The 24,512-nt window shown below is 73.7% G+C and carries 19 protein-coding genes and 1 other RNA gene; 6 read left to right on the top strand and 14 right to left on the bottom strand.

Annotation, left to right across the window (positions count from 1 at the left end):
• Positions 1–2: 2 nt before the first annotated feature.
• Positions 3–983, bottom strand: a complete 981-nt coding sequence (locus IE308_RS19280; RefSeq protein ID WP_190218901.1) for a LysR family transcriptional regulator — start codon at positions 981–983, stop codon at positions 3–5.
• 84 nt (positions 984–1,067) lie between these two features.
• On the opposite strand from IE308_RS19280, the gene IE308_RS19275 reads away from it, so the two are divergent.
• Positions 1,068–2,399 carry an MFS transporter gene (locus IE308_RS19275; protein WP_229908953.1) on the top strand — a complete coding sequence of 444 codons (1,332 nt, stop codon included), beginning with the start codon at positions 1,068–1,070 and terminating at the stop codon, positions 2,397–2,399.
• On the opposite strand, the gene IE308_RS19270 is transcribed toward IE308_RS19275, so the two are convergent.
• Entirely contained in the window at positions 2,344–3,378 is a 1,035-nt protein-coding gene (locus tag IE308_RS19270) for an extracellular catalytic domain type 1 short-chain-length polyhydroxyalkanoate depolymerase (RefSeq protein ID WP_190218900.1), read from the bottom strand. The two genes, IE308_RS19275 and IE308_RS19270, sit on opposite strands and share 56 nt — an antisense overlap.
• A 99-nt stretch (positions 3,379–3,477) precedes the next feature.
• Positions 3,478–3,939, bottom strand: a complete 462-nt coding sequence (locus tag IE308_RS19265) for a MarR family winged helix-turn-helix transcriptional regulator (protein ID WP_110636558.1) — start codon at positions 3,937–3,939, stop codon at positions 3,478–3,480.
• Positions 3,940–4,075: 136 nt separating this feature from the next.
• Between IE308_RS19265 and IE308_RS19260 the strand changes: the two genes are divergently transcribed.
• Both IE308_RS19260 and IE308_RS19255 read left to right on the top strand, forming a co-directional pair.
• On the top strand, positions 4,076–5,437 hold the full coding sequence (locus IE308_RS19260; RefSeq protein WP_190218899.1) for an MFS transporter: 1,362 nt from the start codon (positions 4,076–4,078) through the stop codon (positions 5,435–5,437).
• A gap of 52 nt (positions 5,438–5,489) precedes the next feature.
• The gene (locus IE308_RS19255; protein WP_190218898.1) at positions 5,490–6,173 is read left to right on the top strand and encodes a nitroreductase family protein; all 684 of its coding nucleotides are present in this window, start codon (positions 5,490–5,492) and stop codon (positions 6,171–6,173) included.
• 23 nt (positions 6,174–6,196) lie between these two features.
• Here IE308_RS19255 and IE308_RS19250 read toward each other — a convergent pair whose 3' ends face one another.
• The 7 genes from IE308_RS19250 to ftsE form a co-directional block, all read right to left on the bottom strand.
• Positions 6,197–7,099: a DUF4232 domain-containing protein gene (locus IE308_RS19250; protein WP_190218897.1), complete on the bottom strand. Its 903-nt coding sequence runs from the start codon at positions 7,097–7,099 to the stop codon at positions 6,197–6,199.
• A 95-nt stretch (positions 7,100–7,194) separates the two neighbouring features.
• Positions 7,195–8,295 (bottom strand): glycoside hydrolase family 18 protein, encoded by a 1,101-nt coding sequence (locus tag IE308_RS19245; protein ID WP_190218896.1) that lies wholly within the window; start codon positions 8,293–8,295, stop codon positions 7,195–7,197.
• A gap of 184 nt (positions 8,296–8,479) precedes the next feature.
• Positions 8,480–8,848, bottom strand: a transfer-messenger RNA (tmRNA) gene (gene ssrA, locus IE308_RS19240).
• A 112-nt stretch (positions 8,849–8,960) separates the two neighbouring features.
• Positions 8,961–9,440, bottom strand: coding sequence for an SsrA-binding protein SmpB (gene smpB, locus IE308_RS19235; protein WP_110628510.1), 480 nt, complete (start codon positions 9,438–9,440; stop codon positions 8,961–8,963).
• Positions 9,441–9,495: 55 nt separating this feature from the next.
• Positions 9,496–10,671: a S41 family peptidase gene (locus IE308_RS19230; protein ID WP_190218895.1), complete on the bottom strand. Its 1,176-nt coding sequence runs from the start codon at positions 10,669–10,671 to the stop codon at positions 9,496–9,498.
• Positions 10,672–10,739: 68 nt separating this feature from the next.
• The gene (gene ftsX, locus IE308_RS19225) at positions 10,740–11,657 is read right to left on the bottom strand and encodes a permease-like cell division protein FtsX (RefSeq protein ID WP_110628512.1); all 918 of its coding nucleotides are present in this window, start codon (positions 11,655–11,657) and stop codon (positions 10,740–10,742) included.
• A 32-nt stretch (positions 11,658–11,689) separates the two neighbouring features.
• Positions 11,690–12,379: a cell division ATP-binding protein FtsE gene (gene ftsE / locus IE308_RS19220; RefSeq protein ID WP_110628513.1), complete on the bottom strand. Its 690-nt coding sequence runs from the start codon at positions 12,377–12,379 to the stop codon at positions 11,690–11,692.
• A gap of 288 nt (positions 12,380–12,667) precedes the next feature.
• Here ftsE and IE308_RS19215 point away from each other — a divergent pair, with 288 nt between their 5' ends.
• A complete protein-coding gene (locus IE308_RS19215; protein WP_110628514.1) occupies positions 12,668–12,859 on the top strand; it encodes a hypothetical protein in 192 nt (63 codons plus the stop codon).
• Positions 12,860–12,963: 104 nt separating this feature from the next.
• Here IE308_RS19215 and IE308_RS19210 read toward each other — a convergent pair whose 3' ends face one another.
• The 4 genes from IE308_RS19210 to IE308_RS19195 all read right to left on the bottom strand — a co-directional run bounded on the left by IE308_RS19210 (position 12,964) and on the right by IE308_RS19195 (position 18,758).
• Positions 12,964–13,833 carry a hypothetical protein gene (locus IE308_RS19210; RefSeq protein WP_190218894.1) on the bottom strand — a complete coding sequence of 290 codons (870 nt, stop codon included), beginning with the start codon at positions 13,831–13,833 and terminating at the stop codon, positions 12,964–12,966.
• A gap of 283 nt (positions 13,834–14,116) precedes the next feature.
• Positions 14,117–15,223, bottom strand: coding sequence for a peptide chain release factor 2 (prfB, locus tag IE308_RS19205; protein WP_110628516.1), 1,107 nt, complete (start codon positions 15,221–15,223; stop codon positions 14,117–14,119).
• Positions 15,224–15,705: 482 nt separating this feature from the next.
• Positions 15,706–16,977, bottom strand: a complete 1,272-nt coding sequence (locus IE308_RS19200) for a serine/threonine-protein kinase (RefSeq protein ID WP_110628517.1) — start codon at positions 16,975–16,977, stop codon at positions 15,706–15,708.
• A gap of 116 nt (positions 16,978–17,093) precedes the next feature.
• Positions 17,094–18,758: a serine/threonine-protein kinase gene (locus IE308_RS19195; RefSeq protein WP_110628518.1), complete on the bottom strand. Its 1,665-nt coding sequence runs from the start codon at positions 18,756–18,758 to the stop codon at positions 17,094–17,096.
• A gap of 350 nt (positions 18,759–19,108) precedes the next feature.
• Here IE308_RS19195 and IE308_RS19190 point away from each other — a divergent pair, with 350 nt between their 5' ends.
• Together IE308_RS19190 and IE308_RS19185 are read left to right on the top strand one after the other, a co-directional pair.
• Positions 19,109–22,858 (top strand): FHA domain-containing protein, encoded by a 3,750-nt coding sequence (locus IE308_RS19190; RefSeq protein ID WP_190218893.1) that lies wholly within the window; start codon positions 19,109–19,111, stop codon positions 22,856–22,858.
• Positions 22,859–23,074: 216 nt separating this feature from the next.
• Entirely contained in the window at positions 23,075–24,457 is a 1,383-nt protein-coding gene (locus IE308_RS19185; protein WP_190218892.1) for an ABC transporter substrate-binding protein, read from the top strand.
• Positions 24,458–24,512: the final 55 nt, after the last annotated feature.

Below are 24,512 nucleotides of genomic sequence, written 5' to 3'. Positions count from 1 at the left end.
TGTCAGTTGTGGGACCTCATTGTGGCTTTGTCACTGGCCGGAATCCAACCATCGGCGGGTGAGCTGAGCCACCCGTTCTCGGCCGCGAGCTGCCCGGCCGCGCGGCGCAGCGCGTCCAATCCGCGGTGCACCAGCCCCTTTCGCCACACCAGTGACACCGGTGACAGCGGGACGGGGTGGACGAGCGGCCGGACGACGGTGTGCGGCATGGCCGGAAAGCCGACCACGGCGAGGATCGGACACCGCGTCTTCGCCATGATCCTCTCGAACTCCTCCACGCCGACCGCGAGCGGCGCGGGTGGCGCGAGGTCGATCCCGCGTCCCTCGAACAGGTGACGGGCGAAGTCGGTCCACTCCGGCGTGCGCGGGTTCCCGGCGCCGGCGTACACGGTCTCGCCCGCCAGCGCGGCGAGCGGCACCCGGTCGAGTCCGGCCAGCCGGTGGTCCTCGGGCAGGACGACGGCCATGGGCTCGCAGCGGACGGGCTGGTGGGCGAGGCCCGCCCGCAGTGCCGGGTCGAGGCCCGCGTACCGGCCGAAGGACGCGTCCAGGCGCCCGGCGAGGATCTCGGTGGCGGCGCCGGTCAGGCCGCTCTCGTAGCGGGCCATGAGTTCCAGGTCGGGGGCGAGGTCGCGGGCCCGGTGCAGGACGCGCCGCGGGGTGTCCAGGCCGGGCGAGTTCAGGTCCACCAGGAGCGGGCGGACCTCGCCGAAGGCGGCCAGCAGCGCGTCCTGCGCCTCCAGGGCCCGCCGGGCCAGCGGCACCAGGCGCTCGCCGTCGGCGGTGAGGGTGACCTGCCGGGTCGTGCGGACGAACAGCTCGGTGCCCAGCTCCCGCTCCAGTCGCCGTACGTCCCGGCTCAGCGCCTGCTGGGCGACGAAGAGGCGGGCGGCGGCGCGGGTGAAGTGCAGTTCCTCGGCGACGGTGACGAAGGCGCGCAGCAGGCGCGGGTCGAGGTGGGCGGGCGGCGGGCCTGGGGACATCCCGTGAACTTACAACACGGGTGCGTGAATCCGGCCCGAACAGGTGTTGGACCCGGTGATCCACTCCGGGCGACGGTGGTGTCCATGCCCTCCCGCCCTGCGCTGCCGGACCTGCCCGTCCTGCCCGCACTGCCCGCCCCGCTCCGCCCCTACGCCCGCCTCTTCGCCGTCCCCGGCGCCCTCGCCTTCACCCTCGGCAACCTCCTCGCCCGGCTGCCCATGGGCATGTTCAGCGTGAGCGCGGTCGTGATGATCGCCGGGTCCCGGGGGTCGTACGCCCTCGCCGGCGCCGTCACCGCGACCGGCCTCGCCGCGACCGCGCTGCTCGCGCCGCGGGTGGCGCGGCTGGTCGACCGGTACGGGCAGGCCCGCGTGGCCGTCCCCGCGACCCTGGTCGCCGCGCTCGGCAGCCTCAGCCTGCTGCTGTGCGTGCGCTACGGCGCCCCCGGCTGGACCCTGTTCGCCTCCTACGCCGCCACCGCCACCACCCCGAACACCGGCGGCATGTCCCGCGCCCGCTGGGCCCATCTGCTGAAGGGCGACGCCGAGGCGCTGCACACCGCCAACTCCTTCGAGCAGGCCGCGGACGAACTGTGCTTCATGCTGGGGCCGGTGCTCGCGGCGTTCCTGTGCGGGACGTTCTTCCCGGAGGCGGGCACGCTGGTCGGCGGGGTGCTGCTGGTGACGGGCGTGCTGCTGTTCGCCGCGCAGCGCTCGACCGAGCCGCCGGCCACCCCGGCGCACCGGGCGCGGAAGTCGCCGCTCACCGCCCCCGGCATGCCGCCGCTGCTCGCGGTGTGCCTGGCCACGGGCGCGGTGTTCGGCGCGATGGAGGTCGTCACGATCGCGTTCGCGGACGCCCATGGGCACCGTACGGCCGCGGGGGTCGTGCTGGCGTTCCAGGCGGCGGGTTCGGCGGTGGCCGGGCTGGTGTACGGCGCCGTGGGGGCGAAGGGCTCCGCCGCGCGCCGCTACCCGTGGTGCCTCGCCGCGATGGCCGCGCTGCTGGCCCTGCCCCTGCTGGCCGCGACCCTCTCGGGTGCCCTGCCGCTCCTCGCCGCCGCCCTGCTGATCGCGGGGTCGGCCACCGCGCCGACGATGATCACGACGATGACCCTGGTGCAGGAGCGCACCCCCGAGGGCCGCCTCAACGAGGGCATGACCCTCGCGGTGACCGGCCTCCTCGGCGGCATCGCGGCGGGCAGCGCGACCGGCGGCTGGGTGGCGGACCACCTGTCCCCGGCGGCGGGTTACGGCGTCCCGGTGGCGGCGGCCGCGACGGCCCTGCTCCTGTCCGTCGCGGCCTCCCGGTCCGTCAGCGGGCCCTCCCGGGGCGGCCCTCCGGACAAGGTGACGCAGCTCAGGCCGAGTCGAGACCCCAGCCCACGCCCATCCGGTACGCCGCGCAGAGGTTGACGTCGAGGAGGTACGCCCCGGCCGTCCCGCACTGCCCGGCCCCGCTGCCGGGGTCCACCGGCTGCCCGTGCCCCATGCCGGTGATGCTGTACGTCTCCACGACGGCGGCACCCGACGGCGCCCGGTACACCTGGTGCGGATACCCGGCGACGGTGTCGCTGACGTCGGCGGTCTGGTCGGCGCCCTGCACGTCGGTCCACTGCTTCATCAGGTCGGTCATGTTGACCGGCTTGACGGTGTAGTCGGCGGTGCCCTGGAAGACGGTCAGGGCCGGCCAGGGGCCGGTGTAGCCGGGGCGGGCGGCGCGCACCCGGTCGCCCCACTGGCGCGGGGTCTGGGTGGCGCCGACGTACATGCACACGTACGGCGACCCGGCGGCCTGCGCGCAGCCGTACGGCAGCCCGGCGACGATCCCTCCGGCGGCGAACTTCTCCGGGTACGCCGCCATCATCACGGCGGTCATGCCGCCGCCCGCGGACAGCCCGGTGACGTACACCCGCGAGGCGTCCCCGCCCACGTCGGCGAGGTGCCGGTCCACCATCTGCGCGACGGACGCGGCCTCGCCCTGGCCGCGCTGGATGTCGCCGGTCTGGAACCAGTCGAAGCAGGAGGAGGCGTTGTTGGCGCTCTGCTGCTGCGGCAGGACGACGGAGAAGCCCCAGCGGTCGGCGAGCTGGAGCCAGCCGCTGCCGGTGCCGTATCCGGCGGCGTTCTGCGTGCAGCCGTGCAGCGCGACGACCACGGGCCGGCCGGCGGGCAGCCCGTCGGGGACGTAGCGGAACATGCGCAGGGCTCCGGGGTTGCTGCCGAAGCCGGTGACCTCCTGGAGGGAGGCCGCGGCGGCCCTGCCGGGCGTGAGGAGGCCGAGGCCCAGCGCGACGAGCAGCGCCGCGAGCGCGGCGGCGATGCGCGGGTGTGCGCCGGCGAGGCGGTGACGCGGGCCGGCGAGGTGGGGGTGTGCGGCTCTGGTCGGTGTCATGCGGAGGGACGGTAGAAGCGTGAACGACCCTCCGATATGGGGCGCGCACCCACAATCGCGGGGCGGATCCTGGGTGCGGAGACGGGGGGTGACGCCTCCTCAGGCGTCGAGCCGCAGCAGCTTGCCGAGCAGCGCGCTGAGCTGCTCGCGTTCGGCCGGGGCGAGGGGCGCGAAGGTGTCGTCGAGGAACGCCGGCACGTCCTCCTCGGCGCGGGCGAGGAGCTGCCGGCCCGAGTCGGTGAGGGTGACGGCGTAGGCCCGGCGGTCCCCGGCGTCGCGTTCGCGCCGTACGTGGCCCGCCTGCTCCAGGCTGTCGCAGATGCCGACCATGACGCTGCGGTCGATGCGCAGCTGATCGCTCAGCACGCGCTGCGACGTGGGTCCGACCTCGGCGAGCATCTTCAGCACGAGGTGCTGTCCGACGCCGATCCCCGACTCGTTCGCCCGGGCCTCCGCGGCGCGGGCCACGGCGGCCGAGGCCCGGCACAGCGCGATGTCGAGGCGCTCCGCGGCGAGCGTCGGGAAGTACACGGCCTCACGGTCGGCGGTCCTGGGCGGCATACGGCCCACCTCCTTCACTCCCCACCGTAGCAAAACCGTCTTTCCTCAGATTGTTTGCCCTCCACCCATCCCATTTGTATGCTCGCCAATCATCTGCTCACAGATGATTTGCGTGGAGATGGAGAAGGAGATGGGCATGTTCACACCCGACGGGCGCAGGCGGCTGGCCCTCTTACTGCTGTGCACCGCCGTGTTCCTGGACTCGATGGACCTGTCGCTGATGGGCGTCGCGCTGCCCGCCATCGGGCGGGACCTGTCCCTGTCCGAGGACACCCTCCAGTGGCTCGTGTCCGGCTACGCTGTCACCTACGGCGGCTTCCTGCTGCTCGGCGGGCGCCTCGCCGACCTGCTCGGACGGCGCCGCATGTTCCTGCTCTCCCTCGCGGTCTTCGCGGCCGCGAGCCTTGTCGGCGGAGTGCTGTCCGACGGATGGCCGCTCGTCGTCACCCGCGTGGTCAAGGGGCTGGCGGCGGCGCTGACGGCCCCGGCCGCCCTGTCCCTCATCACGACGACGTTCACCGAGGAGACCCAGCGCACCCGCGCCCTCGGCGTGTACGCCCTGGCCGGCGCCACCGGCTACAGCGGCGGTCTGATCGCCTCAGGGCTGCTCACCCAGGTCAGCTGGCGGCTGGTGTTCTTCCTGCCGGTGCCCATCGCCCTGCTGGTGCTGCTCGTCGCCCCGATGGCGCTGCCGGACAACGGCCGGTCCGACAGCGCGGGCCGGAGGTTCGACGCCGTGGGCGCCGTCATGGTGACCGCGGGCGTGCTGTCGCTGGTGTACGCGCTGACCGAGACGAGCCTGACCGCCGGGGTGGCCGCCGCGCTGCTGCTCGCCGGTTTCGTGCTCGCCGAGCGGCGGCAGCGGTTCCCGCTCGTACCGCTCGGCGTCTTCCGCTCGCGTGCCGTCTCCGGCGCCAACCTCGCCGCGCTGGCCTGGGCCTGCGCCACCATCGGCTGGCAGTTCGCCGCGGTGCTCTACCTCCAGCAGGTCCGCGGGTACGGCGCCCTCGCGACCGGCCTGGGCATTGTCCCCATGGGCGCCGCCATCATGGTGACCGCCAAGGTCGCCGGCCGGCCGATCGCCCGCTGGGGGCTGGGCCGCACCGCGACGGCCGGCATGCTCGTGCAGGCCGCGGGGATCCTGCTCTTCCTGCGGGCCGGCACCGAAACCGCCTACGCCTGGGTGCTGCTGCCCGCGCTGGTGGTGCACGGCATCGGCAACGGCCTGTCCTTCCCCAGTCTCAACATCGCGGCCGTCGGCGCCCTCCCCGAGGACCAGCAGGGCCTCGCGTCCGGGCTGATCACCTCCGCCGTGCAGATCGGCGCGGGCATCGGCGTCGCCGTCCTCGCCTCGGTCATGTCCTCGGCCGGGCCCGGCATCGACAGCTACCGCGCCGCCTTCCTCGTGGCCGGCTGCTTCTCCCTGGCCGGCGCCGCCCTGGCCCACACCGGCCTGCGCACCCGCACCCGGGGCACCGAGGCACCGGCCACGGTGTGAACGGCCCCCACCGACCCGCACCTTCGCACGCTCCGAGAGCAAGGACCCGCCCGTGACCCTGGATCTGACGCCCGACCAGCTACTCTCCACCACCCGTGCCGTACGCAAGCGCCTCGACTTCGACCGCCCGGTCCCGCGCTCACTGATCGAGGAGTGCGTGGACCTGGCCACCCAGGCGCCGACCGGCCGCAACCGGCAGCGCTGGCACTTCGTCGTCGTCACCGAACCCGCCCAGCGGCGGGCCGTCGCCGACATCTTCCTGCGCGCCCTGCCCCTGGCCACCGGGCACCCCCTGACCGAGGCCGACCTGTGGCGGATGAACTACCACCGCGACTCCACCGACCGGGTCTTCGACGGCCTGCGCCACCTGGCCACCCACATCCACCGGGTGCCCGCCTTCGTCATCCCCGGCGTGGAGGGGCGCACCGATCACGCCCCGGTGTCCGTGCAGGCGGGGGTGTGGGGGTCGATCCTGCCGGCGGTGTGGAGCTTCATGCTGGCCGCACGGGCCCGCGGCCTGGGCACGACCTGGACGACGGCACAGGGCCCGCTGGAGCGGGAGCTGGCCGAGGTGCTCGGGGTCCCGTACGACGAGGTCATGCTGGCCGCGTTCGTCCCGCTGGCCTACACCCTCGGCACCGACTTCAAGCCGGCCCGCCGGATCCCCCGCGAGCACGTCCTGCACTGGGACCGCTGGAGCCGCGGGGAGCACCCGTCCGCCGAGCCGCCGCGCTAGGGGATGTCCGAGCTCCCGCCGCCCTAGGGCGTGCCCGCGTCGGCGTGCTGCCAGGCGCCCACCCCGAGCCTGCCCGTCGTGCCCAGGTCGAGTTCCGGGGTCACCGTGACCGGGGCGGCGCCGGGCCGGGCGTGGACGCGGACGTAGGGGGCGTTCACCGGGTCGCCGAACCCGGTGGTGTTGCGCCAGGTCAGCGTGGCCCTCGCCGCCTCGCCCGGCTTCAGGGCGAGGGGGACGGGGGGCGCGTCGGCGCCGGTGCCGGAGGAGATGCCGGCGCCGCCGCGCTGGACGCGGACGCCGGTGACGGGGGCGTGCTTCTCGTCGAGGAGCTGCAGTTCGGGATAGCCGTCGAGGCGGTAGACGCCGGTTGAGCAGTTCTCCAGGTGCAGGCCCACCACGCGGAGCCCCATCGCGGCGTCGCCCTGATCGGCGTACACGCGCACCCCGGAGCGCGGGCAGGGGCCGCCCTGCGAAGGTGCCTCGGCGGCGGGGACGCTGCGCACCTTGCTGATCTCCGCACCCGTCACCGCCGGTGCCGCGGACGGCAGTCGGTTCGGGCGGACCGTGCGCCGGACCGTCTGGCCCGGCCGGACCCCGGCCACCGTCTGCGTCACGACGTCGACCGCCCCGCCGGAGGCCGAGCGGAAGCCGAGGGCGACGGTGTACGTCATCGGTGTCCCCGAGTCGTTGGTGACCTCGTACGTCGCCGTCGCCTCGGACGCCGGGCAGCCGCCGCCCGCGGTCGCCGCACCGGCGAAGGAGGTGATCCGCACGCCGCCCTCGGACAGCCCCGCCGCGCCCGGGGGCAGCGGCGAGGCGGAGGGGCAGCGGCGGTCGCCGTCGCCGCGCGCGGCCGGGGTCTGCGTACCGCAGGCCGCGAGGAGCAGGGCGGCGCCGGCGAGGGCGGCGAGGGGGAAGGTCCGCATCCGGTCACCCCATCAGCAGGGGACCGGCCGGGCTGTGGCGGAGGCCACAGCTCCGGTCACAGGGGTGTCACAGACGGGCACGCGCCCCGGCGCTCTCAGCTCTGCCGCAGCGCGGGCATCGGCACCGGGATCCCGTACGCCGTCGCCCCGGCCCCCACCCCGCCCTCGCAGGTGTTCGGCGGAGTCGTCCCGCTCCCCCGCGTCGAGGGGCGTTCCGCCGCCCAGAACATGTAGCCGAGCATCCCGGAGGAGGTGCCGGCACCGTTCGGCGCGACGGTCTGGGTGTACGAACCCGTCGACTTCTGCAGGGAGTTCGCGAAGTCGGTGCACTCGGGCAGGGACTTGGACTGGTCGCTGATGTAGACGGCGCCGGTGAACTTCGCGGGCGCCAGCGGCGGCACCGGCGGGGAGTAGGTGGGCTTGCCGTCCACGTGCTCCTGCCAGTTGGCGATCGCGCCGCTGGTGGAGGGCTGGCGGGCGGGCACCATGGCGTTGGCGTAGTCCAGGACGGGCCAGTCGGTGCGCAGCCAGTCGGCGGTGGCCTTGCGGTTGAGGGCGATCAGCCAGCGATCCCCGGCGGCGGTGTCGAGGGTGAGGCGGGCGGTCGGGTCGGCGCCCGTCGCGTCGTAGGGGTGCGCCGCGCGGTAGGCGTCGATGAAGGCCTGGAGTCCGGTGAGGTCTGGGGCGGTGTTCTCCTCGTAGTCGATCTCGATGCCGACACCGAGGCTGCTCGCCAGCGCCGCCGCGCGCTGCCCGAGCAGGGTCGCGTTCTCGGCGAGGGCGGTGTTCCACGCGTCGGTGTAGGTGATGCCGCCGATCGAGAGCATCACCCGGATCCCGTGCGCGGTGAAGTACTGCACGATCTCGCGGGTCATGCCCTTCGGTACGCCGTTCACGGTGGTGGCGTCGGTGGTGCCGTGCAGCAGTTTGAGCGGTTCGACGAAGCTGAGGACGACCAGGTTGACCGAGGGCCGGCCGTCGCCGCGGTCGATCAGCCAGTGGTTCTGCGAGTCGAACTCGGCGGCCGTGCGGACCGCGCCCCAGGTGCACGCGTCGTTGGAGCAGTGCCAGGCGCCGTGGATCTGCGGTGTGGTGGCGGCCGCGGCCGCCGAGGCCGGGGGTGCGGCGGTGGGGACCAGGAGCGTGCCGAGGAGTCCGAGCAGCACCGCGAGCGATCTATGACGTGCACCTGCCATACGACGTGCCATGACGTGCCTCCGGTGAGGAGCGGCCTACGGGACGCGGGGGTGGCGCACGCAGCGTGGCAGGTCCAGACCAAGCCCACAAGAGGGCGTGGCAACACCCCACAAGAGGGCAAGACGAAGGCCCCGCCGCTCGAAGCGACGGGGCCTTGCCCACATGGGGTACCCCCGAAGGGGTTCGTGGAGATGGCGGGAATCGAACCCGCGTCCAACGGTGCGGAATCAGGGCTTCTCCGTGTGCAGTCCGCTGTGCTTTTCTCGGCCCCGGAGATCACGCGGACAAGTCTCCGACGGGCTCAGTCACTGTTTGATTTCCCTCTTCACCCCGTGACCGGGATCAAGGTTTAGTTCCCTAGCTGATGCCAGGATCCGGGTCGGGAACAGCCCCGGGCTGACACTTCGCAAGTCGCTACTTAGGCAGCGAGGGCGAAGGAATCGCGCTTGGTGTTGGCGATTATTTTTTTCGGCCTGTGGTTTACGAGATCATGGCCGCTTCCTCGACACGCTTCCCCTGCTTCGACAGCCGCTGTCGAAACCGATCATCCCCATGTTGATTTTTCAAACCGTGTACCCGCCAGGGGGCACGCGTCCCATCGTACGTGACCAACGCGGGCGGATGCCAGCGCATTCCCGGCGACGGGAGGGCGACGCGAGGAGGCTCACGCCCGCTGCCGGCGCCGTACCGCCGACATGACCCGCTCCGCCTCACGGCGGTCCTGCTTCTCCCGCAGCGTCTGCCGCTTGTCGTACTCCTTCTTGCCCCGCGCCAGCGCGATCTCGACCTTGGCCCGGCCGTCCTTGAAGTACAGGGCCAGCGGCACGATGGTGTGCCCCGTCTCCTGCGCCTTCGCCTCCAGCTTCTCGATCTCCGCGCGGTGCAGCAGCAGCTTGCGCTTGCGGCGGGCGCTGTGGTTCGTCCAGGTGCCCTGGCTGTACTCGGGCACGTGCACGTTGTACAGCCACGCCTCGTGCCCGTCCAGCTGGACGAAGCCGTCGACCAGCGAGGCCCTCCCCTGGCGCAGGGACTTCACCTCGGTCCCGGTGAGGACCAGACCGGCCTCGTAGGTGTCGAGGATGAGGTAGTCGTGCCGCGCCTTCTTGTTCTGCGCGATCAGCTTGCGCCCTTTTTCCTTAGCCATAGTGCCGTCCATTTTCGCACTACGGAGGGGGTGCCGGGGAAGTGGATTACGCGGGCTACGACGCGTCGCCCAGCCCGTCGAGGATCGTCCGGGCCCGCTGCACGGCGTGCGCGTCGGCCTCCAGGTCGGGCGTGACGCCGGTGCCGTCGACGCCGCGGCCGGAGGGGGTGCGGTAGTGGCCGACCGTCAGCTCGGCGACCGAACCGTCCGGCAGCCGGCTCGGCATCTGCACCGAGCCCTTGCCGAAGGTGCGGGAGCCGACGACGACCGCCCGCCCGCGGTCCTTCAGCGCGCCGGTGAGCAGCTCGGCCGCGCTCATCGTCCCGCCGTCGACGACCGCGACCAGGGGCCGGGTGGTGTCGCCGCCGGGCTCGGCGTGCAGGGCGCGCTGCTCGCCGTCGACGTCGTAGGTGGCGACCAGGCCGCCGTCGAGGAAGGCGGAGGCGGTGGTGACGGCCTCGGCGACCAGCCCGCCGGAGTTGCCGCGCAGGTCGAGGATGACGCCCGCGCCGGACGGGGCCTGCCGCACCGCGGTGCGGACGGTGTCGCCGACGCCCTTGGTGAAGGAGGCGATGCGGATGACGGTGACCCCGCCGGCCAGCCGGCGCACGGTCACCGAGTCCGTGGACAGCCGGGCGCGGCGCAGGGTGAGGCTCCACGCGCGCGTGCCGCGCTCCAGGCCGAGCGTGACGGTCGTACCGGCGGACGCGCCGGTGGCGTCGCCGCGCAGCAGGGAGACGACCTCGGTGACCGGACGCCCGTCGACCCGTCGACCGTCGACGCTGCGCAGGCGGTCGCCGGCGCGGATCCCGGCCTCGGCGGCGGGGGACCCGGCGGCCACCTTGGTCACCTCGATACGGCCGTCCCGCTCGCGTCGCGCCCACAGGCCGACGCCGGTGTAGCGGCCGTCGAGGGCGTCCTGGAACTCCTCGTACTCGCCCCGGGAGTAGACCGCGCCCCAGCGGTCGCCGCTGCGGCTGACGGCGCGTTCGGCGGCCTCCATCGGGGACTTGCCGTCGGCCATCGCCTCCTCGGCGGCCCGCGCGACCTGCTCGGGCCGGCTCACGGGGGCCGCGGACCGGGCGGCGCGGGCCTCCTGGCCGTGGCCGGAGCCGGTGCCGGGCAGGGAGCCCGTGGCGGCACCGGCGACGAGCACGCTCGCGAACACCAATGTCAGGGCGGCCCCGCGGCCGGCGCGGCGGGGCTGACAGAACAGGTCACGACCTGACATGGCGGTGAGTCTAGGACAACCCTCCGGGGCCGTACGGCGTCTTGCCCGCACGGTCCCCTTGGCGTGCGTCACACCTTCAGATACTTGCGCAACGCGAAGAACGCGGCCAACGCGGGCATCAGCAGGCTGGTGGCGAGGATGAGCGGAAGCTTCGTCAACACGGCGTCCCAGCCGATGAAGTTGATCAGATTCAGCTTCTCCGACAGGGCCAGGCCGTGGTCGATGATGAAGTACCGCGCCACCAGCAGGAAGCCGCACGCGACCGTGCCGCCGATGAGCCCGGCGACCGCGGCCTCCGCGATGAACGGCGCCTGGATGTAGAAGCCCGAGGCGCCCACCAGGCGCATGATCCCGGTCTCGCGCCGCCGGCTGAACGCGGACACCCGCACGGTGTTGACGATCAGCATCAGCGCCACGACGAGCATCAGCGCCATCACCGCGCGTGCCGCCCAGTTCATGCCGTTGAGCAGCTCGAAGAGGTTGTCCAGGATGCCCTTCTGGTCCTGCACCGACTGCACGCCGTCCCGCCCGTCGAAGGCGGTCGCGATGACCTGGTACTTCTCCGGGTCCTTCAGCTTGATGCGGTACGACTCCTGCATCTGGTCCGGCGTGAGGGAGGCCGCCAGCGGGGAGTCGCCGAACTGCTCCTTGTAGTGCTTGTACGCCTCGTCCTGCGACTCGTACGTGACGCTCTGGACGACCGTCATCTTCTTCAGGTCGGTCAGGATCTGGTTCTTCTGGTCCTGGGTCACCGCGCCCTTGGCGCAGTTGGGGTCCGATTCGGCGTCGCTCTTGTTGCAGAGGAAGACCGAGACGTTGACCTTGTCGTACCAGTAGCCCTTCATCGTGCTGACCTGGTCGCTCATCAGGAGCGAACCGCCGAACAGGGCCAGGGACAGGGCAACGGAGACGATGACCGCGAACGTCATCGTGAGGTTGCGGCGGAGACCGACTCCGATCTCCGACAGAACGAACTGGGCGCGCATGGCGTCGGGTTAAGCCTTTCCGTCGTGGATCGTCAGTGCTGGTAGCCGTAGACGCCGCGGGCCTGGTCGCGGACGAGTCGGCCCTTCTCCAGCTCGATGACGCGCTTGCGCATCTGGTCCACGATGTTCTGGTCGTGCGTCGCCATCACGACGGTGGTGCCGGTCCGGTTGATCCGGTCGAGCAGCTTCATGATGCCGACGGAGGTCTGCGGGTCGAGGTTGCCGGTCGGCTCGTCCGCGATCAGCAGCTTGGGCCGGTTGACGAAGGCCCGCGCGATGGCCACGCGCTGCTGCTCACCGCCGGACAGCTCGCCGGGCATCCGGTCCTCCTTGCCGCCGAGGCCGACCAGGTCGAGCACCTGCGGCACCGACTTGCGGATCTCGCCGCGGGACTTGCCGATGACCTCCTGCGCGAAGGCGACGTTCTCGGCGACCGTCTTGTTCGGCAGCAGGCGGAAGTCCTGGAAGACCGTCCCCAGCTGGCGCCGCATGTGCGGCACCTTCCAGTTGGACAGCCGGGCGAGGTCCTTGCCCAGGACGTGCACCTGGCCGTGGCTGGCCCGCTCCTCACGCAGGATCAGCCGCAGGAAGGTGGACTTTCCGGAGCCGGAGGACCCCACGAGGAAGACGAACTCGCCCTTCTCGACCTCCAGGGACACATCCCTGAGGGCGGGGCGGCTCTGCTTGGGGTAGACCTTGGAGACGTTGTCGAATCGGATCACGGATGCACACCACGGGTCGCCGGAGGTAGATGAGCGTGACCATACGCGAACCCGGTGCACCGGCGCAGGCACCGGTTGCGGTTGCGCGAGGGTTGTGCGTTTTTGTACGGAACTTCACGACGCGGGGTCCGGACCGGAAGGCGGACCGGGGGGCGGCCGGGGCCCGGAAACCGCCTCCCTTCCCGGGGCCCCGCGCACGCTCCGGGGGAACCTGGCACAGTGGAGGGGGAACGTTCGCGTTTCCGTGAGCGTTATGAGGGACAGAACCGGTGCAAGGAGGGCGAGCGCATGACGTACGACCGGCTGGTGTGCGCGAGCTGCGCGGCGCCCGTGAGCGAGGGCCGGTGCCCGGTGTGCCGGGCGAACCGCGAGCGGCTGCAGCAGGAGAGCTTTCTCGGAGGCCTGAACCCGATGGCCCTGATCGCACTGCTGGCGGTGCTGGTGGCGGCGGTGGCCCTGCTGGCCCACCAGACCGTGTGACGGCCGATCCAGCCTCACAGACCACGCGAAGGGCCCGGAGCGGACAGCTCCGGGCCCTTCGTCGTCACCGCGGGTCCGTACGGCGTGTGTGCCGCCGGCTACCGTCAGGCAGCGGCGCCGCCGCGACCGCCCACCAGGCGGGGCAGGATGCGGAAGCCGACACCGCCGGCGATCATCGTCGCGGCGCCGATGACCAGGAAGGTGGTCTGCCCGGCACCGGTCTCCGCCAGCTCCTTGCCGTCACCCTGCGCCGACGCGGCGGAACCGCCGGTCGAGGAGGTGGCCGAGCCGGTGTCGGTCAGCGCGGAGGAACCGGCCTCCTGAGCGGCGTTGTCGTTGCCGCCGTCGGGGGTGGTGTTGTCGTTGCCGCCGGAACCGCCGGTGGAGGCGTTGCCGCCGCCGCCGTTCCCACCACCGTTGCCGTTGCCGCCACCGTTGCCGTTGCCGCCGTTGTCGCCGGAACCGCCGTTGTTGCCGGATCCGCCGTTGTTGCCGGTGCCGCCGTCGGTGGTGCCGGCCGAGGTGCCCGCGGACGTACCCGTCGACGTGCCCTCGCTGGCGCCCGTGGAGGTGCCGGTCGAGGTGCCCTCGGAGGTGCCGGTGGAGGTGCCCTCGCTGGTGCCCTCCGAGGTGCCGCCGATGATCAGGCCGCCCTCGGTGGTGCCCTCGGAGGTGCCGGTCGAGGTGCCCTCGGACGTGCCGGTCGAGGTGCCCTCGGAGGTACCCGTGGACGTGCCCTCGCTGGCGCCCTCGGAGACGCCGACCGAGGCGCCCTCGGACGCACCCTCGGTCGCACCCTCGGTGCTGCCGCTGGACGTGCCCTCGGTGCTGCCGCCGCTGTCGGTGCCGTCCAGGTCCACGCCGATGTTGATCTCGAGCGCGGAGGCCGCACCCGCGGCGGTCAGGGAGGCACCGGCCGCGATCACGGCGGCGGCCGCTATGCGCGCGACGCGAACGCGCGTCTTCTTCGTCATGTGGTTGCTACCCCCAGTAGCTGATCGTCGATGAGGCCGCGGCCGGGGCCGTGATCAACGGAGGGCAGCAGAAGGTGCGCACGTCCCCCGGTTCACATGCGCCCCAGACATAACGCATGCCAACCTGCACCCTTCCGACTTTTGACAGAAGCGTCAAGGTCGTTGTGCGCGCGATGTCCTGTTCATGATTGTTTAGGGGAAACGGCAAGCTGTGAGTGTGATGTAGAACCCAGACAAAAAGGCAACTGCCGCCTGTGAGGCGACAGTTGCCTTGTCGACAAACTTACTTCTCCTGCTGCTTGCGCCAGCGAATACCGGCCTCCAGGAACCCGTCGATCTCGCCGTTGAAGACGGCCTCGGGGTTGCCGACCTCGTGCTCGGTGCGCAGGTCCTTCACCATCTGGTACGGGTGCAGGACGTAGGAGCGCATCTGGTTGCCCCAGGAGTTGCCGCCGTCGCCCTTGAGGGCGTCCATCTTGGCCTGCTCCTCCTGCCGGCGCCGCTCCAGCAGCTTGGCCTGGAGGACGTTCATCGCCGTGGCCTTGTTCTGGAGCTGGGAGCGCTCGTTCTGGCAGGAGACGACGATGCCGGTGGGCAGGTGCGTGATGCGCACGGCGGAGTCGGTCGTGTTGACGCCCTGGCCGCCCGGCCCGGAGGACCGGTACACGTCGATGCGCAGCTCGCTCTCGTCGATCTCGACGTGGTCGGACTGCTCGACGACGGGGAGGACCTCGACGCCCGCGAAGGAGGTCTGGCGGCGGCCCTGGTTGTCGAAGGGGGAGATACGGACGAGCCGGTGGGTGCCCTGCTCGACGGAGAGGGTGCCGTAGGCGTACGGGGCGTGCACGGCGAAGGTGGTCGACTTGATGCCGGCCTCTTCCGCGTACGACGTCTCGATCAGCTCCGTCTTGTAGCCGCGGCCCTCGGCCCAGCGCAGGTACATGCGCTGGAGCTTCTCGGCGAAGTCGGCGGCGTCCACGCCACCGGCCTCGGCGCGGATGTTGACGAGCGCCTCACGGGAGTCGTACTCACCGCTGAGCAGCGTCCGGACCTCCATCTCGTCCAGCGCCTTCTTGACGGCGGCGAGCTCGGTCTCGGCCTCGGCACGGGTGTCCGGGTCGTCCTCCTCCTCGGCCATCTCGAACAGCACGGCGAGATCGTCGATCCGCGAGCGCAGGGCCTCGGCCTTCCTCACCTCCGCCTGGAGGTGGGAGAGCTTGCTGGTGATCTTCTGCGCCTCGTCCGGGTTGTCCCACAGGGACGGCGCTGCCGCCTGCTCCTCGAGCACGGCGATATCTGCCCTCAGCTGGTCGAGGTCCAGAACGGCCTCGATCGACTCCATGGTCGAGGAGAGGGACTTGAGCTCTTCGGATACATCGACGACTGCCACGCCTCCAGCGTAACGGCTCCGCCAAGGGGTGGGGGCCGAGGGAGCGGGCGGGGGTGGTGGGGGCGGGGGTTCTGCCTCCGGCCGGGGAGCGGGGGGCGCAGCCCCGCCGGGGTGCAGGGGGCGCAGCCCCGCCGGGGTGCAGGGGGCGCAGCCCCGCCGGGATGCAGGGGGCGCAGCCCCGCCGGGATGCAGGGGGCGGAGCCCCGCCGGGATGCAGGGGGCGCAGCCCCGCCGGGATGCAGGACGCGCAGCCCCCGCCGGGATGCAGGGGGCGGAGCCCCCGCCGGGGTCCGGGGCGGAGCCCCGGGGCGAGGGCCACCATTCAACCGACCGAGACGGGTGGGCGGGTGGGCAAGCGGGGGTGCAGGGGGCGGAGCCCCTGCCGGGGTCCGGGGCGGAGCCCCGGGGCGAGGGCCACCTCTCGGCCCACCGAATCGGGCGGGTGGGTGGGAAATGGCCGGGGACAGGCGCGGTGCCCCTTGTCACGGGGACGTGGGTGCCGTCGGGGTCGCCGGAGGCGGTGCGTCGTCGGAGGACGTCGCGACCCACGCCCCCACCCCGACCGCCGCCGCCAGCACCACCCCGGCCACGCCCAGCGTGACCCGGCGGCGCCGGGCGGCAGCCCGGTTGCGGGCCGACCCCGGCCGCGGCGCCCCCGCCGCCCGAGGCGCCCGCGCCGTCCCGTGCGCGCCCCCGGCCAGCTCGTCCGGCCCCGGCACCCGCATCGAGGTGTGCGTGTCCCGGTTGGAGTCCGGCTTGGCGCCGGGCACGAGCGGCACGGCTCCCCGCCGTACCCGCCCGCCCGACGGCGAGATGTCCGCCGTATCCCCGGAGAGGCCCCGCGGGCCCGCGTCGGCGCGGAAGTCGTCCGGCTCGCCGTCCTCGCCGTCCGCCTCCGCGTCCGGCTCGTCCACGTCCAGCGGCGGCATCCCCGCCAGCGTCGGCAGCTGCTCGCGCAGCCGCGCCGCCAGCTCGGAGGCGCGCAGCCGGGAGGCGGGGGCCTTGGCCAGGCACTGGACGAGGAGCTGCCACAGCTCGTCGGGGATGCCGGGCAGCGGCACGACCGTCTCGGTCACGTGCCGCCGCAGCACCGCGCCCGGATGCCCGCCGCCGAACGGCGTGAACCCGGCCAGCAGCTCGTACAGCACGGTCGCCAGCGCGTAGATGTCGACGGCCGCGCGCGGCGGCAGGCCTTCGACGATCTCCGGCGCGAGGTAGTCCGGCGTCCCGATGATCTTCGTGGCACGCGTCCGCTTCGGCGTGTCGATCAGCTTGGCGACCCCGAAGTCCGTCAGCAGCGCCGGGTGCGCGCCCCCGGGTCCGAGCGGGCCCTGCATGTCGAGCAGGACGTTCTCCGGCTTGACGTCCCGGTGGACGACCCCGGCCGCGTGCGCCGCGGCCAGCCCCTCGGCGACGTCGGCGACGATGGCCACCGCGGCCTCGGGCGCGAGCCGCCGCTCCCGCTCCAGCCGGGTCCGCAGGTCGGTGCCCCGGACGAGGTCCATGACGAGCGCGAGGTCGTTGCCGTCGACGACCAGGTCCCGTACGGACACCACGTTGGGATGCTCCAGCCCGAGCAGCGCCGTGCGCTCCTGCACGAAGCGGCCCACCAGCTCCTCGTCGGAGGCGAGATCCTCACGCAGCAGCTTGATGGCGACGGGTCCGTCGGGCCCTTCGCCGAGCCACACCGTGCCGGCGCTGCCCCGCCCCAGGATCTGGTGGGCGGTGTACCGGCTGCCGATCTTCCGTGCCAAGACTGCTCCTACAGACGCGTGTTGTCGTTAAAACTACGCGTCCGACGAGCCGATCCTCACCGCGGAGACGGAAATCACCCGTCAGTTGTCGACAAATCCACAGACTCGCCGAGGTGTCACTGCGAGGACGAGCCGCTGCCGAGGTCGCCGATCCACCCCGTGACCGTGTCGAACCAGTCGCTCAGCTGCTGCCAGTAGCTCTTGCCGGTGCCGATCCAGTCCTGAAGGGGGGTCAACTCCCAGACCAGCCATCCGGCGACGAACAGGACGACGACCATGAACAGGCAGCCCTTGAGGCAGCCCAGCCCGGGGATCTTCATCGGGTTGGCGCTGCGCTGCCGAGGGGCACGCGGCTCGCGCGCGGGCCGCTGCTGCTGCGGCGGCTGCTGGGGCTGGTGCGGCTGCGGCGCGGCGTACCGCTGGGGCTGCTGCGGGGGCGGCGCGTACTGCTGCGGCTGCTGGGCGGCGTACCGCTGCGGCGGGCGCTGCTGCTGGGCGGGCCGCTGGGGCTGCTGCGGCTGCTGCGGCCGGGCGACCTGCCGCTGGGGGCGGCGCCGCAGCGGGTCCTCGCCGGGGTCGAGGTACTGGTGGACCTGCGTCTGCTCGTTGCGGTCGCGGGCGGCGCGCAGCTGGGTCTGCCAGGGGTGCGGCTGCTCGGGCTGCTGCCCGCCGGGCGGTACGGGCGGCATGACGGCCGTCGGGTCGGCCGCCCCGGTGTGCGGCAGTACGGCGGTGGGGTCCGCGGCACCGGCCGGCACCGGCCCGCCGGTGTGCGGCAGGACGCTGGTGGCGGCGTTGGGGTCGTACGCCCCGGCCTGTCCCTGCGGCAGCACCTGCGTCGGGTCGGCCGAGCCGGGCACGGGCGCCGGCGCCGGGTCGGGGGCGAGCAGCGCGCCGACGTTCTCGGCGGCCGCGATCTGCGCGGCGTTCGCGTGCACGCCGACGCCCTCGGCGACGACGCGCAGGGCCCGGGCGAGGTTCTCGGCGCTGGGCCGCTGGTCCGGGTTCTTGCGCAGGCAGCGCTCGATGACCGTCCACAGCGGGTCGGGGACGGTGGAGGGGCGGCGCGGTTCGGCGCTCAGGTGCTGGTGGAGCACCTCCAGGGCGCTGCCGCCGCCGAACGGCGGGCGGCCGGTGACCAGCTCGTAGAGCAGGATGCCGGCGCCGTAGATGTCGACGGCGGAGGTCTGCGGGCGGCCCTCGGCGGACTCCGGCGCCACGTACGCGGGCGTGCCGACGAACTCGTGGGTGCGGGTCAGGCCCGGGGAGTCGGCCAGACGGGCGATGCCGAAGTCGGTCAGCATCGGGTGCATCTGGCCGCCGTCCTGCTTCAGCAGCACGTTGGCGGGCTTGAGGTCGCGGTGCACGACCCCGTCGGCGTGGCTGGCGGCGAGCGCGTCGGCGATCTGCGCGGTGAGCAGCGCGGCGGCGACGGGTGTGAAGGGGCCGTTCTCGCGCAGGTAGCGGTGCAGGTCGGGGCCATCGACGAGGTCCATGACGAGGGCGAGCAGATCGCCCTCGACGACCAGGTCGCGCACCCGGACGATGTTCGGGTGGGTCAGCCGGAGCAGGACGGACCGCTCCCGCAGGAACCGCATGACGACGTCGGCGTCGTTCGCCAGTTCCTCCTTGAGGACCTTGATCGCGACGGTCTCGCCGGGCTGGCCGGCCACGGCCGCCTCGGCGCCCGCGGTCTCCCGCTGGCGGGCTCGCCAGACGGTGCCCGTGGCGCCGCGTCCGAGCGGCTCCTCGAGCAGGTACTTGCTGCCGACTGGCCGCACGTCACGCGCTCCCTGCTGCTTGCCTTGCCTTCGTTCCGACCCACTGTAGTGCCGTGGTGCCCGGCACCGGGCCTGTCGGAGACCTGTACGTCCTGCACCGGAAAGACGCCTCAGGTGGTCCTCCGGGTTGCGGAAAGCGGACGTGACCGATCTCAAGTCGGCCCCGGACGGTCACGGGCGCCGCGCTCGTCAGGCACTTTTGCGGGCAGAGCCGACCAATCAAGATCACTTGTCCGGGACGGCCGGGCGTGTTGTCAGTGGCAGGTGCGAGGATGCAGGCAGCAACTGGCCGTCGTGCTCGTGTGGGGTGGGGGGAGTCCGCGCCCGCGCAGAAGGGACCGCTGACGCCGATGCAGATCCGGCTGACCGTCGTAGATCCGCTGGCCCCCGCCGGGGCGCGCGGCCGTGCCGCGAGCTGCGACGTGCTGGTCACCGCGCCCGCGGGGACGGCTCTGGCCGCGGTGGCGTCGGGACTCGCCGCGGCGGTGCAGGCCGGTGACGGTCCGGTGGTGCTGTACGCCGGTGCGGAGCGGCTCGACGCCCAGCGCTGCACGCTCGGCGAGCCCCCGCTGACCGACGGCGCGGTGCTGTCGCTGGGCGCCCCCGCCGACCCCGAGCCGCATCCCGAGCTGGACGACGCCCCGGCTCAGCTGCACGTGGTCGCGGGCCCGGACGCGGGCGGTGTCCATCTGCTGCACGGCGGCGAGGTGCGGGTGGGCCGCTCCGCCGACGCCGACGTCCCTCTCGACGACCCGGACGTCTCCCGGCTGCACTGCGCGGTCACCCTCTCCCCCGACGGCCGCGTCACGGTCGCCGACCTCGGCTCCACCAACGGCACGGTGCTGGACGGCACGCGCGTGGACCAGCGCCCGGTGCGCTTCGGGCCGGGTTCCCTGCTGCGGATCGGCGAGTCGGCCCTGCGGATGGCTCCCGCCGGGGGGCCGGGGGCCCGGGTGCCGACGACGCCGGACGGCGAGGGGCACGTGCGCGTGCCGTGCGGCACGGAGACGGCGGAGGCCCTTCCCGCGCGCGTGGACGGCCCCCCGGCCCCCTCCGCGCCCACCGGCCACGGCCACGGCGGCGTGACCTGGTCCGGCAGCCCCGCCCCCGGCGCCCGGCCGGCCGGCGGCCCGGCGGCCCACCCGACGGTGCCGGGGCAGGCGGGGGCACCGGGGATCGAACACCGGCCGGGGGCGGCGGACGGGACGGCACCGGGGCACCGCCCAGCGGGACCAGACGGCACGGCACCGGACCGCACGGCGTCAGGACACCGCGCCGACGGCACGGCACCGGACGGCACGGCGTCCGGCCTCCGCCCGGCAGCAGCACCGGACCGCGCGGCGTCAGGACTCCCGGGGACCGCCCCGACTCCCGGCACAGGGCTTCCGACACCCGGCACCGGTCTCCCGACCCATGGGGCGGGGGTGGACGTGCGCGGGGCGGACGGTCACGGCACGGCGGCGGACGGGCGCGGCGAACCCTTCGCTCCGGGCACGGGCACAGGCACAGGCACAGGCACGGGCACAGACGGACGGGACGCGCGCGCCGCTGGGCGCGACGCGGGGACCTTCGCTCAGGACGGGCGCGCGGACGGACGGGGCGCACCGCGCGGCACCGACGTCCCCCAGGGCACCGGACGGCGGCGGGGGCTGTCGGCGTGGGCGCGGCGGCTGACCGGGGGGCGTGCCGCCGCGGAGGCCGTCGTGCCGGAGGTGTACGACGAGGAGCGCACCGGCGCCGCCCCGGCGGAGCCGGTTCCCTCGGGTGTGCCCGAGACCTGGCCGGACCCGGCGGCGCTGCTGCTGACCGCCCTGGGCCCGGGCCCCCGGCTGTGGGAGCGCGGGCCGGGTCACCCGGAGGCGCTGACCGTGCGGCTCGGCACCGCCGACCGCGCGGCGCCCGACGGCTCGGGCCTGCTGCCCGCCGTACCGGTGACCGCCGGGCTGCGGGAGGCGGGCGCGCTGGGTCTCGCCGGGCCGCGTCCGCGGCTGTCGGGGCTCGCCCGGGCGGTGGTCGCGCAGCTGGCGGCGCTGCACTCGCCGGACACCCTGGAGATCGTGCTGATCAGCGTGGACCGGGCGCGGTCCCTGGAGGAGCGGACCGCGGAGTGGTCCTGGCTGGGCTGGCTGCCGCACGTGCGGCCCGGCCACGGCCAGGACTGCCGCCTGCTCCTCGCCTACGACCGCGAGCAGGCCGCCGCCCGCACCGACGAACTCCTGCGCCGCCTCGCCGACCAGGACGCCGAGCGGAGCACGGAAGCGGCCCGGCTCGGCACGGCACACCCCGTGAACGGCTCGGCCGCACCGCGCGCCGGCCGTCCCACGGACACCCCTGCCCGGCGCTCCACCGAAGCCCACCCGGTGGACGGCTGGATCACCGGCCCCAGGGAGACCCACACCACGCCGGGCCTCGGCCACCCCCCGGACCCCCAGACCACTTCGGGCGGCACCGCTGCCCCCACCACCCCCCGCCGCCCCTCCTGGGCCCGCCCCGACGACGGCCCCGGCGACGGCTCCGGCGACTCCCACGGCGTGGCCGGGCCCGGTCACCCCGGCCCGTACACCGTCGTCGTGGTGGACGGCGATCCCGGTGGGCCCGGGCTGCGGGAGGCGGTGGCGCGGCTGGCGGTGGAGGGGCCGCGGGCCGGGATCCACGTGGTGTGCCTGGCGGAGACGGACCCGGCCTCGCCCGCGTCACCCGTGGCGCAGACCTTCCGGGCGGCGTGCGAGGCGTCCCCGACCTTCGCGGACTGCGGTGCCGTGGCGCTGCTCAGCGGGGACGTGGCGACGGCGCTGCGGCTGCTGCGGGTGGCCCGCCGGGAGGCCGCCCCGGTCGGCCACGGCACCCTGGCCACGGTCGACGCGGTCTCCCCCGCCTGGGCGGAGCGCTTCGCCCGTGCCCTGGCCCCGCTGCGTCCCGACGGCCCGGCGGAGCGGCACGCGCGCGTGTCGGCGCCGCTGCCGCAGGCGGCGCGGCTGCTGGAGGAGCTGGGGCTGGCCCGGGCGACCCCGGCGTCCCTGATGGCGCGGTGGGCGGACGCGGCCGACGACACCGACGCGCTCGGCGGCCGGGCCCGGGCCGTGCTGGGCGCCGGCCCGCGCGGCCCGGTCGGCGTCGACCTGGTCGCCGACGGCCCCCATCTGCTGATCGAGGGGCCGCACGGCAGCGGGCGTACGGAGCTGCTGCGGGCGGTGGTCGCGTCGCTGGCCGCGGCCGAGCGTCCGGACCGGCTCGGCATCGTGCTGATGGACGGCCGGGACCGGGTGGGCGGCGCCGCGGGCGACGGGCTGCGGGTGTGCACGGACGTCCCGCATGTGACCACCCATCTCATCGCCAACGACCCCGTGCGGATGCGGGAGTTCGCGCAGTCGCTGAGCGCCGAGCTGAAGCGGCGGGCGGAGCTGCTGGGGCGTTCGGACTTCGCCGAGTGGCACCGGCACCGCGAGGTGTCCGGCCGTATCGTCGCCCAGCGCACCCCGACGGCCGCCCCGGGGGCGGGTCATGGCTCCGGTGACATAGAGGCCCCGCCCAGCTCCACCATCCGGCTGCGTCCGTCCGCCGCCCGCCGGCCGGCGGAGACCGCGCCGCCGCTACCGCGTCTGGTGGTGGTCGTGGACGACCTGGACGCGCTGGTCTCGCCCGCGCTGGGCTCCCCGGGCCGCCCGGCGGCCGGGTCGGTGATGCGGGCGCTGGAGGCGGTGGCCCGGGGCGGCGAGCGGCTCGGCGTGCACCTGGTGGCCGCGGCCGGTCCGGGCGGGCGTACGGCGGAGTCGGAGCCGGCCCGGCGGGCCGCGCTGCGGGTCGCGCTGGACGCGCCGGGGTCCGGGGCGGACGATCCGGCGCCGGGGCGCGGGAGGCTGACCGGCACGGACGGGCGGACCACGCCGTTCCAGGCGGGGCGCGTCACGGGCCGTATCCCGCGGACGGCGACGCTGCGGCCGACGGTCGTGCCGCTGGAGTGGCACCGCATGGGCGACCCGCCGACCCGCCGCCCGGTGCGCGAGCTGGGCAACGGCCCCACCGACCTGGCCCTGCTGGCCAGCGCCCTGGAGCGGGCGGCCCGCGAGGTGTCGGCGGCGCAGGTGCCGTCGCTGCTGTGAGGCCGCTGCCCCGCCCGGCCCCCTCCGGCATGCCGGCCCCGCCCCCGCGGTCCATGCTGGAGGCGGGCCGGCCGGCCCGCCCCGTGCCTCGTCACGACGCGGTCACGAAACTCCGCTTGACACCGTAGGCGCTCTTGCCGACCCCGGTGACCCGGCGTAGACCAGAGCGCACGGGACAGCGCTCGACGTTCGACGAGGACGAAGAACGGGGCAGTCATGCGCAGCACGAGCAGCACACACCGGACACGTACATCGATGAGGGCCGCCGCCGCCCTGGCCGCGGGAGCGCTCGCGCTCTCGCTCTCCGCCTGCGGGGGCGACGACAACGACGGCGGCGGCAGCGGCGGCAGCACCAAGGGCACGGAGAGCGGCGGCGCCCTCGCTCTCCCGAAGCTCGACGGGACGACCCTGGAGGTCGCGGCCGTCTGGACGGGCGACGAGCAGAAGAACTTCAAGCAGGTCCTGGCGGAGTTCAGCAAACGCACCGGCGCGAAGATCACCTTCGTACCGGCACAGGACCCGATCATCAACTTCCTGGGTTCCAAGGTCGCGGGCGGGCAGCCGCCGGACGTGGCGATGCTCCCGCAGCCCGGCGCCATCAAGCAGGCGGTCGACAAGGGCTGGGCGAAGCCGCTCAACGCGGACGTGCAGTCGGAGCTGGCGAAGAACTACTCGCAGGGCTGGCAGGACATCGGCAAGGTGAACGGCAAGCAGTACGGCGCGTACTACAAGGCCGCGAACAAGTCGCTGATCTGGTACAACGCCAAGGTCTTCGAGAACGCGGGCGCGAGCGAGCCGAAGACGTGGAAGGACCTGCTGAACACCGCGCAGACGGTGTACGACTCGGGCGTCACCCCGTTCTCGGTGGCGGGCGCCGACGGCTGGCCGCTGACGGACTGGTTCGAGAACGTCTACCTCTCGCAGGCGGGCCCGGAGAAGTACGACCAGCTGGCGAAGCACCAGATCAAGTGGACGGACCCGTCCGTGAAGGACGCGCTGACCACGCTCGCGCAGATCTGGGGCAAGAAGGACTGGGTCGCGGGCGGCAGCAAGGGCGCCCTGCAGACGTCGTTCACCGACTCCGTGGAGCAGACCTTCACCGGTGGCGACCAGCCCAAGTCGGCGATGGTGTACGAGGGTGACTTCGTGCAGGTCAACATCGCGCAGACCAAGGCGAAGGTGGGCACGGACGCGAAGGTGTTCCCGTTCCCGGCCGTGGGTGACACCGCCCCGGTGGTGACCGGCGGTGACGCGGCGGTGATCCTGAAGGACTCCAAGGGCGCGCAGGCGCTGGTGAAGTGGCTGGCCTCGCCGGAGGCGGCGACGATCCAGGCGAAGCTGGGCGGCTACCTCTCCCCGAACAAGAACGTGCCGAACGACGCGTACCCGAACGCGGTGCAGCAGAAGATCGCCAAGGCGCTGATCGACTCGGGTGACGACTTCCGGTTCGACATGTCCGACCAGGCGCCGCAGTCGTTCGGCGGCACGCCGGGCAAGGGCGAGTGGAAGGACCTGCAGGACTTCCTGAAGAACCCGTCCGACGTCGCGGGCGCGCAGCGCAAGCTGGAGGCCGACGCGGCCGCGGCCTACGGGAGCTGACGCGATGGCGTCGACAGCCGCGGGGGGTGTCGCCAAGAATCCGGCGAGACCCCCC

It is taken from the genome of Streptomyces griseosporeus (genome assembly GCF_014656055.1).
Lineage (GTDB): Bacteria > Actinomycetota > Actinomycetes > Streptomycetales > Streptomycetaceae > Streptomyces > Streptomyces griseosporeus.
Note: the sequence above shows the minus strand (reverse complement) of the source record. Positions and strands in the feature narration are given on the sequence as shown.